At 73.4% G+C, this 992-nt stretch carries 1 protein-coding gene; it reads left to right on the forward strand.

From position 1 onward, the window contains the following. Positions 1–22: 22 nt before the first annotated feature. Positions 23–992, forward strand: a 970-nt coding sequence (locus IE239_RS41485) for a beta-ketoacyl reductase (protein WP_229878828.1), incomplete at its 3' end; no start/stop codon positions are given.

Here is a 992-nt window from a genome sequence, read left to right on the forward strand (position 1 = left end):
GGCGCGGTATCCGGTGGATGCGGTGGTGCATGCGGCGGGTGTGCTGGACGACGGTGTGATCGACGCGTTGACGCCGGAGCGGTTCGCGGCGGTGTTGCGGGCGAAGGCGCTGGGCGCGTTGAACCTGGACGACCTCACCCGCGACCGCGACCTGGACGCCTTCGTCCTCTTCTCGTCGATCTCCGGCACCCTCGGCACCACGGGCCAGGGCAACTACGCCTCCGCCAACGCCTTCCTCGACACGCTGGCCCAGCGGCGACGGGCAGCCGGACTGCCCGCCACCTCGATCGTGTGGGGACCGTGGGCCGACGGCGGCATGGCCGACGAGGAAGTCGTCCACTGGCGCATGCACCGGGGCGGCGTCCTGCCGCTCCAGCCCGCTCTGGGCGTCCTGGCGCTGCAACGCGCGGTCGGCGAGCCCCGCCCGGTCGTCATGGTCGCGGACATCCACTGGGCCGAGTTCGCGCCCTTCTTCACCATCACCCGTCCCAGCCCGCTGATCGAGTCGCTGCCCGAGGCACGCGCGGCCGTCGAGGACGCCGGGGCCGCCTCCGAACGGTTCGGCCGCGGCGACGGCTCCGTCCTGCGCGACCAGCTCATCGGACTCACTCCCGCGGAACAGGAACGCGTGCTCCTCGAAGTCGTCCGCTTCTGCGCCGCCGGCATCCTCGGCTACGCGGGGGCCGCGGCCGTCCCGGCCGAGCGCGCCTTCCGCGACCTCGGCGTCGACTCACTCACCGCGGTCGAACTCCGCGGCACGCTCGCCCTGGCCACCGGCCTCCCCCTGTCCGCGACGCTGGTCTTCGACTATCCGACACCCGTACTGCTCACCCGGCACCTGCGGGAGTTGCTGCTGGGCGATGCGCCGGGTGCGGAGCCCGTCGTGCCGGCGGTCGGGGGTGCGGTCGCCGGTGACGATCCGGTGGTGATCGTCGGGATGGCGTGCCGGTTCCCGGGTGGTGTGGGGGATCCGGAGGGGCTGTGGCGGCTGC

Origin of the sequence: Streptomyces humidus (assembly GCF_014649655.1) — a bacterium.
In the GTDB taxonomy this organism is placed as follows: domain Bacteria; phylum Actinomycetota; class Actinomycetes; order Streptomycetales; family Streptomycetaceae; genus Streptomyces; species Streptomyces humidus.